This window comes from Treponema sp., assembly GCF_024696245.1.
Taxonomy (GTDB): domain Bacteria; phylum Spirochaetota; class Spirochaetia; order Treponematales; family Treponemataceae; genus Treponema_D.
In genome coordinates, this window is sequence record NZ_JAILGZ010000143.1 from 1 (window position 1) to 6,741 (window position 6,741).

The window sequence follows — 6,741 nt, forward strand, 5'->3', positions numbered from 1 at the left end:
GCAGCCCTCTTTCCTGTATTTTTCTCTGTAGGAATTAAACAGGCCTGGAATGCTTCAAGGGCAATCACTATCAGGGAAGGATAAAAGAAATTAATTGGATTTAAGGCCGGCTTAAGATTTTTGCTTGATTTCATTTTAAAATGAAGTGAAAATAAGGTATGGACTTTTTAAAAGAACAGCAGTTAAACGTAATGCTTATTTTTATAGGTATTTGTTTTTCACTTACATTCCTGCTATCAATAACAAAAACTGTAACAAGAAGAAGAAAGTTTTCCCTGATGAATCTTGAAGTTACCGCCACCTTAATTCTTATTACAGACAGACTAGCCTACATTTTCCGTGGGGACACTTCACTTTTAGGATGGTGGATGGTCAGGATCACTAATTTTTCTGTTTTTCTTTTTAGTCTTCTAATTCTTTATTTTTTTAACCGCTACTTAATAGATTTGTTTAGTAATGAAGGCGGAATGACTGTGATGCCTAAAAGAATCAGGACTGTAAAATGGCTGACTGCAGCAGGCCTTATTCTTTTAATCATTTCTCAGTTTACAGGACTTTATTATACTTTTGACAGCACAAACCATTATCAGAGATCTTCCGGACAAATTCTGTGCTATCTTTTTCCTATTCTGATAATTATCTGTCAGGTTTCTGTTATTATTAAATACAGAAAAAAGTTTAATTCTCTTCTTGTAATGCCTCTTCTGGCTTTTACCCTTGTTCCTATTGCAGCAACTATTGTACAGATTTTTTTCTATGGACTGTCGCTGACAAATCTTTCCATGGTCTTTGTTGTTATTCTTCTTCATGGCTTTTCAGTTATGGATATAAATCAGGCTGTAGAAAAAGCTCATAAACTTGAAATCGAAATATTGGAACGTTACAAAATAACTCTTGAAAAAACTGTAGAAGAAAGAACCCATGAACTTAGAATTGCAAATGAAAAGGCAGAGCACCTTCTTCTTAATATTCTTCCTGCAAATATTGCCAGGGAACTTTCTGAACACCCTGACCATACAATAGCTAAAGAGTATCCTAATGTTACGGTTCTTTTTACTGACATTGTTGGCTTTACAAAATTAAGTGGCAAAATGACTGCGGAAGAAATCGTACATTTGCTTAACAAAATGGTTGTGCTTTTTGATGAAAGGGCAGAAAAGGAAGGGATTGAAAAAATTAAAACCATTGGTGACGCTTACATGGCAGCTACCGGTTTGTCAGAAGAATCTTCTCCTGAAGAAGCCGGCAGAATGATTCGCTTTGCCCAGGGCCTGATAAGTGATATTGAAGAAATAAATAAAAATTCTCCGGTAAAATTAAAGATTCGCATCGGGATAAATACAGGTAATCTTGTAGCCGGTGTAATCGGTAAAACAAAATTTATTTACGACATCTGGGGTGATACGGTTAATGTTGCCAGCCGAATGGAAAGTTCCGGAAAGGCAATGCGCATTCATGTTTCAGAACAAACCTATGAACAGACAAAGGAGTTGTTTAAATATAGAAAACCTGTAGAAATGGAAATCAAAGGCAAGGGTTCAATGAAGACCTACTTTATTTAGCAAACTCAGCAGAGCTTAAAGATACTTCTCCGGAAATAAGGGTTTTTTTGCTTCCGTCAGAAAGTTCCACTACACTTTCTCTTTTTATCTGTTTTATTCCCATGGTTTTTAAAAACTGGAATCAATGTAAAAGAGCCTGGTTTGCCAGAAAAGGCAGCAGGGGAATAAAAATGTACGCAGCCCTCTTTTTCTGTGGGTATCAAGCAGGCCTGGAATGCCGCCAGAGCCGTTGCTGTCCGGGAGGGGTGAAAGAGGGGGGAAATTAACTCTATTCTTGTTAAGTGCTTATCTACTAAATATTTTATTTTCTTACAAAGATGAGTTTTTGATTTTTAATTTTTTCAGAAAGTTTAATTAAATCGTCTTTTGAAAGAGATAACTTATCTGCATAAATACATATTTTTGAATCTTCAGGAATATATTGAATCAAATCAGAAAACTTATCTTTACATATTACTGTATAACAATTATCCCCTTTATCGACAACAAGTTTTATTTTTCCTTTATCCAGGCGAATATAATTTTCAGAATTATAATTACACTCCGTATTACAATCTGATAAACAAACTAAACAACATGCCAAAACAAAAACCACTGCAAACAATATAATTATAAAAACTTTAATGGCACAACAATTTTTCATTTCATCATCCATAAAATAAAAGTACAGAATCAAAACCAATGCCGCAAAACCTGCAATAAACAAAAACAGTCTGTATATACAATCTTTCTTTATTTCACACATAATTATTTATCCAAAATCTGCGTTTGAAATTTTATGCTTCCTGATTTAGATGTCGTTCCTTTTACAATTTGTGAATAGGAGATAAGCAATATAAATACAAGTAGAGCAAAAATACATGTTATAAAAAAACATGCAACACCATTATTTATTTTTTTTACAAACTCCGCGAATTCAAAAAGTAATAAACCATATGAACAGATACTGACAATCCATCCTGCAGCTATTATTAATTCTGATTCAGAAAATGCTTTTCCTGCTTCATATGTTTTATGAAGAGGTCCAGTTATCGAATCTTCCAGAAGCATGAGATGTTTTTCCCAATTTTCCTGCCAGTGTTTTGAACCCCTACTAGACAGCAACCATGAAACACAAAAAAACAGACCTAAACCACTTAAGACTATTAAAGGAATTTTTCCATGCAAATAATAAGTACCGTTTTCACATTTTCTTTCATATATTTTTGTAAGAACATGGTAATATGCTGTATAAATAGAAACGATAAATGCCCAGAAAAAAGCTGCCCGTTTCCAGAAAAGTTCTATTTCAAATTTACGGATATCACTTGCTTCTTTATACGCAGCTTCTTTTACACTATTATTTAAAAAAGCACATTCATACTCTTCTTTTGAAATATCCCTACGATGCCAGTTTATTTTCATAACACATTAACTCTTTGTAAAACTATAACCAAGAACTAACAACTTTGTTGTTTCTACTAAATTTGAAACTTGAGGAGACCACCCTTCTATATCCTCAAAAACGACACTTAAAAGATTTGTACATTCCTTAAATGCATTCTTTTCTATCGTTGTAACTGAAGCAGGAATATATACACTCTTCAAACTTGTACAACCATAAAATGCATACTCTCCTATCGTTGTAAGTGAAGCAGATATCTCCACGTTCTGCAAACTTGTACAATTTGCAAATGCACCCGTTCCTATTGATGTAACTGAATCTGGTATCTCTACACTTTTCAAACTTGTACAACCAGAAAATGCACCGTAAAACCCTAAACTAATGCTACCTCCTTTTATTGCTGTAACTGAATCAGGTATCTCTACGCTCTGCAAACTCGTACAATTTGCAAATACACCTTCTATTATTGTTGTGACTGAATCGGGTATCTCTACAGTCTTCAAACTTGTACAACCAGAAAATGCACCCGATCCTATTGTTGTGACTGAATCTGGTATCTCTATACTTTTCAAACTTGTACAACCATAAAATGCATACCCTCCTATCGTTGTAAGTGAAGCAGATATCTCCACGTTCTGCAAACTTGTACAATCAGAAAATACATTCGATCCTATTGCTGTGACTGAATCAGGTATCTCTACACTCTTCAAACTTGTACAACCAGAAAATGCATACATTTCTATTTGTGTGACTGAATCAGGTATCTCTACACTCTTCAAACTTGTGCAACCAGAAAATGCATACATTTCTATTGTTGTAACTGAATCAGGCATCTCTATACTTTTCAAACTTATACAACCAGAAAATGCACTCGATCCTATTGTTGTAAGTGAATCTGGTAACTTTATACCTTGCAAAACTATACAGTCTATAAATATAGATGAGCTTTCTATAGTAGTTATACCCAATTCAGTTAAATCAAGACTAACAGGTGAAGCCGATGAACATACTATGGATAATTTATAAAAAAAACTGGAATCGTAAGAAGGTTCTGCTCTATCTTCAATAACTTTTATTTCATAAAGATCAATTTTCTCATCAAGAGACAAGTTCGGCAAATCACTGACAGTTACCGTAATACTTTTCACAATTTTCTCATCTTCACTTTTACATCCAACTAAAAAAGTTCCAAAAGTGACTAAAAAAACAGACAGAACAAAACGTAACTTCATACCTCTCTCCATAGGCTATAGATTTAAGTTAATAGAGTATATAATGCTATACAGTATTCAGTATACAGCTTAAAAAGTCATAAATCAACAAATCTGTGATTTACAATGCTATACAGAGGTTTGATATGACTGAAGATTTTTTTAGAGATAGATTACGGTTTTTAAGAAACGAAAAACATATTTCAGCACGAGAAATGAGTCTGTCTTTAGGACAAAATGAAAGTTACATCAACAAAATCGAAACCGGAAAAGCTTCCATTTCAATAACCTCTTTTTTAAACATCTGTGAATTCCTAAATATTTCTCCATCTGATTTTTTTAATCCGGAAGTAAAAAATTCAGCATCTGTCCAGGAAATTATAAAATATTATAAAGCACTAAATCCCCATCAGGCAAAATACATTCTTGAACTGTTAAAAGACTTAAACAAATGCGTCAGACTTTAGGGTTACTTCGCCGGAAGAAAGGGTATGACGGCTTCCATCAGAACATTCAACGACAAGAGCAGCATCATCCGTTATATCTACAGCCGTTGCTTTATACACTCCCTGATTACTGTCGGCCAGAGCATGAACTTCTACTGTTTTTCCAATTATAAACGACCGGGCTTTATATTCAGTAATAACACTTGCTTTATCTTCCTGTAAAACAGACAGAACTTCTCCTGCAACAAAAGCAGCAAATTTTGCACGGGTCACAGAATTTTTCTTATCATTTTTATCAGCTGTTCCGTCAATAATTGAACCTGCAACTTTACTCAATCCGCTTTTTGAAAACTCTTCATTAGGTTCAATATTAATTCCAATTCCAATTATAGCTGAATCAATTATACCTGTTTCAAAATTTGCAGTTCCTTCTGTAAGAATTCCTGAAACTTTTTTTCCATTCAAAAAAATATCATTTATCCATTTTATAGAAGGCTCTGCACCATAAAGTTTTTCTATTGCACGACAGACTGCCACCGCACTGAATGCCGTTATGCGAGCCGGATTCTTTACACCGCCTTCAGGCATAACAATTACTGAAAGATAAATACCGGTTTTTTTTGGAGAAACAAAAGTTCTGCCGGACCTTCCTCTTCCTGCTGTCTGTGATTCTGCAACAATAATTGAATTATTATATTTTTTTCCATCTGCAGTAAGTTCTCCCTTTTCATTTCTAAGAGAAGCACATTGAGACAACAATCTTTTTGCATAGGTATTTGTTGAATCTATTTCATTAAAACATTCAATATGACTTTCTGAAAACTGAGGAAATGCCGTTTCAAATTCACGCCTGACTGTTTCTAAAGAAAAAATATCCGCCTGACCTTCAATTATGTAACCGCCGTTAGTAGTTCCGATGATGCAGACACCGGCTTCCCTCAAAGAATTAATTGCCTTCCATACAGCCGCCCTGCTCACACCGCAGATTTTTGCAAGATACTCTCCGCTGACAGGTTTAGATTTATTATTCAATTCATTCAGTACTTTTTCTTTTGTCGTCATGTTCAACAGTATCTCATTTTACAATGTCGCTGACAATATAAAAAAAAAGTTGTATTATAAATTCATTCCGCAGTTAAACGGAATAAATGCAGATTGGAGAAGATTATGCGCACTGCGACTATTGAAAGAAATACTTCAGAAACACAAATTAAGCTTACACTGAATCTTGACGGTACAGGAAAATGTGACGTTAAGAATCCTATTGGTTTTTTTGATCACATGCTCCGTTCTTTCTGCAAACACGGAATGTTTGATCTTACAGGTGAATTAAAGGGAGACCTGCACGTTGACCAGCATCACCTTATAGAAGACACAGGTATTGTTCTTGGCCTTTGTTTTGCAAAAGCTTTAGGCAACTGTGCCGGAATCAACAGAAGCGGATTTTTTATTTATCCAATGGATGAAGCTTTACTTCAGGCAAGTGTTGATTTTGGAGGCCGTTCATTTTTAGTTTGCAATGCAGGACTTACAAACATTCCTCTTGTTTCAATTTCACCAGAAGGAACAGAGGCTAGTTTTCAGACTGACTGCTTTGAAGATTTCTGGCAGGGTTTTGTTGCAAATGCAAAGTGCAACCTTCACCTTGATACAATAAGAGGCAGAAGTGACCACCACAAAATGGAAGGTTTATTTAAGGCCGCTTCAAGAGCTATGAGATCTGCTGTAGAAATTGATCCACGCCGCAACGGAGAGGTTCCTTCTACTAAAGGTTCCATCGGCAGCTGATTTATTAAATAACTAAAAAAAACTTATAAATAATAAAGGCTCTTTTATGATAGCGGTAAACTTCATAAAAGAGCCTTTCTTTTAATTAAACATATTAACCAGGTGACTAAAGATTTGTGTAGCCCATAAGGTATTCATCTATTTCCCTGGCACATTCACGACCTTCTGCAATTGCCCATACAACCAGAGACTGTCCCCTGTGCATGTCCCCTGCAGTAAATACTTTTTCTACATCAGTGCGGTAGCTGTAACCTTCTTTTGCAAGAACAGTATTTCTCTGAGACAGAGGAGTACCAAAGGCTTTTGCAGTATATTCTTCTGCACCAAGGAAGCCTGCAGCAATAAGAATT

The 6,741-nt window shown here is 35.1% G+C and carries 7 protein-coding genes and 1 pseudogene; 3 read left to right on the top strand and 5 right to left on the bottom strand.

The window, feature by feature from the left end:
• The first annotated feature begins 158 nt into the window (after positions 1-158).
• A complete protein-coding gene (locus K6D58_RS10080) occupies positions 159-1,562 on the top strand; it encodes an adenylate/guanylate cyclase domain-containing protein (protein ID WP_296830288.1) in 1,404 nt (467 codons plus the stop codon).
• A 301-nt stretch (positions 1,563-1,863) separates the two neighbouring features.
• On the opposite strand, the gene K6D58_RS10085 is transcribed toward K6D58_RS10080, so the two are convergent.
• From K6D58_RS10085 to K6D58_RS10095, 3 genes are all read right to left on the bottom strand, one after another.
• Positions 1,864-2,217 carry a hypothetical protein gene (locus tag K6D58_RS10085; RefSeq protein WP_296830290.1) on the bottom strand — a complete coding sequence of 118 codons (354 nt, stop codon included), beginning with the start codon at positions 2,215-2,217 and terminating at the stop codon, positions 1,864-1,866.
• Between the two features lie 92 nt (positions 2,218-2,309).
• A complete protein-coding gene (locus tag K6D58_RS10090) occupies positions 2,310-2,966 on the bottom strand; it encodes a RipA family octameric membrane protein (protein WP_296830292.1) in 657 nt (218 codons plus the stop codon).
• 6 nt (positions 2,967-2,972) lie between these two features.
• Positions 2,973-4,178: a leucine-rich repeat domain-containing protein gene (locus tag K6D58_RS10095; RefSeq protein ID WP_296830294.1), complete on the bottom strand. Its 1,206-nt coding sequence runs from the start codon at positions 4,176-4,178 to the stop codon at positions 2,973-2,975.
• Positions 4,179-4,303: 125 nt separating this feature from the next.
• Between K6D58_RS10095 and K6D58_RS10100 the strand changes: the two genes are divergently transcribed.
• On the top strand, positions 4,304-4,624 hold the full coding sequence (locus K6D58_RS10100) for a helix-turn-helix domain-containing protein (protein WP_287281314.1): 321 nt from the start codon (positions 4,304-4,306) through the stop codon (positions 4,622-4,624).
• Here the strand turns inward: K6D58_RS10100 and K6D58_RS10105 are convergent.
• Positions 4,601-5,665, bottom strand: a complete 1,065-nt coding sequence (locus tag K6D58_RS10105; protein ID WP_296830297.1) for a biotin--[acetyl-CoA-carboxylase] ligase — start codon at positions 5,663-5,665, stop codon at positions 4,601-4,603. The genes K6D58_RS10100 and K6D58_RS10105 overlap by 24 nt on opposite strands.
• A gap of 105 nt (positions 5,666-5,770) precedes the next feature.
• On the opposite strand from K6D58_RS10105, the gene K6D58_RS10110 reads away from it, so the two are divergent.
• On the top strand, positions 5,771-6,391 hold the full coding sequence (locus K6D58_RS10110; protein WP_296830299.1) for an imidazoleglycerol-phosphate dehydratase: 621 nt from the start codon (positions 5,771-5,773) through the stop codon (positions 6,389-6,391).
• A 106-nt stretch (positions 6,392-6,497) separates the two neighbouring features.
• Here K6D58_RS10110 and K6D58_RS10115 read toward each other — a convergent pair.
• A pseudogene (locus K6D58_RS10115) lies at positions 6,498-6,741 on the bottom strand (glutamate synthase); the annotation flags it as partial.

What these genes read in the sequence shown, in the direction of transcription:
- K6D58_RS10080 (WP_296830288.1), top strand. Translation starts at nt 159, where the DNA reads ATGGACTTTTTAAAAGAACAGCAGTTAAACGTAATGCTTATTTTTATA.
- K6D58_RS10085 (WP_296830290.1), bottom strand. Translation starts at nt 2,217, where the DNA reads ATGGATGATGAAATGAAAAATTGTTGTGCCATTAAAGTTTTTATAATT.
- K6D58_RS10090 (WP_296830292.1), bottom strand. Translation starts at nt 2,966, where the DNA reads ATGAAAATAAACTGGCATCGTAGGGATATTTCAAAAGAAGAGTATGAA.
- K6D58_RS10095 (WP_296830294.1), bottom strand. Translation starts at nt 4,178, where the DNA reads ATGAAGTTACGTTTTGTTCTGTCTGTTTTTTTAGTCACTTTTGGAACT.
- K6D58_RS10100 (WP_287281314.1), top strand. Translation starts at nt 4,304, where the DNA reads ATGACTGAAGATTTTTTTAGAGATAGATTACGGTTTTTAAGAAACGAA.
- K6D58_RS10105 (WP_296830297.1), bottom strand. Translation starts at nt 5,665, where the DNA reads ATGACGACAAAAGAAAAAGTACTGAATGAATTGAATAATAAATCTAAA.
- K6D58_RS10110 (WP_296830299.1), top strand. Translation starts at nt 5,771, where the DNA reads ATGCGCACTGCGACTATTGAAAGAAATACTTCAGAAACACAAATTAAG.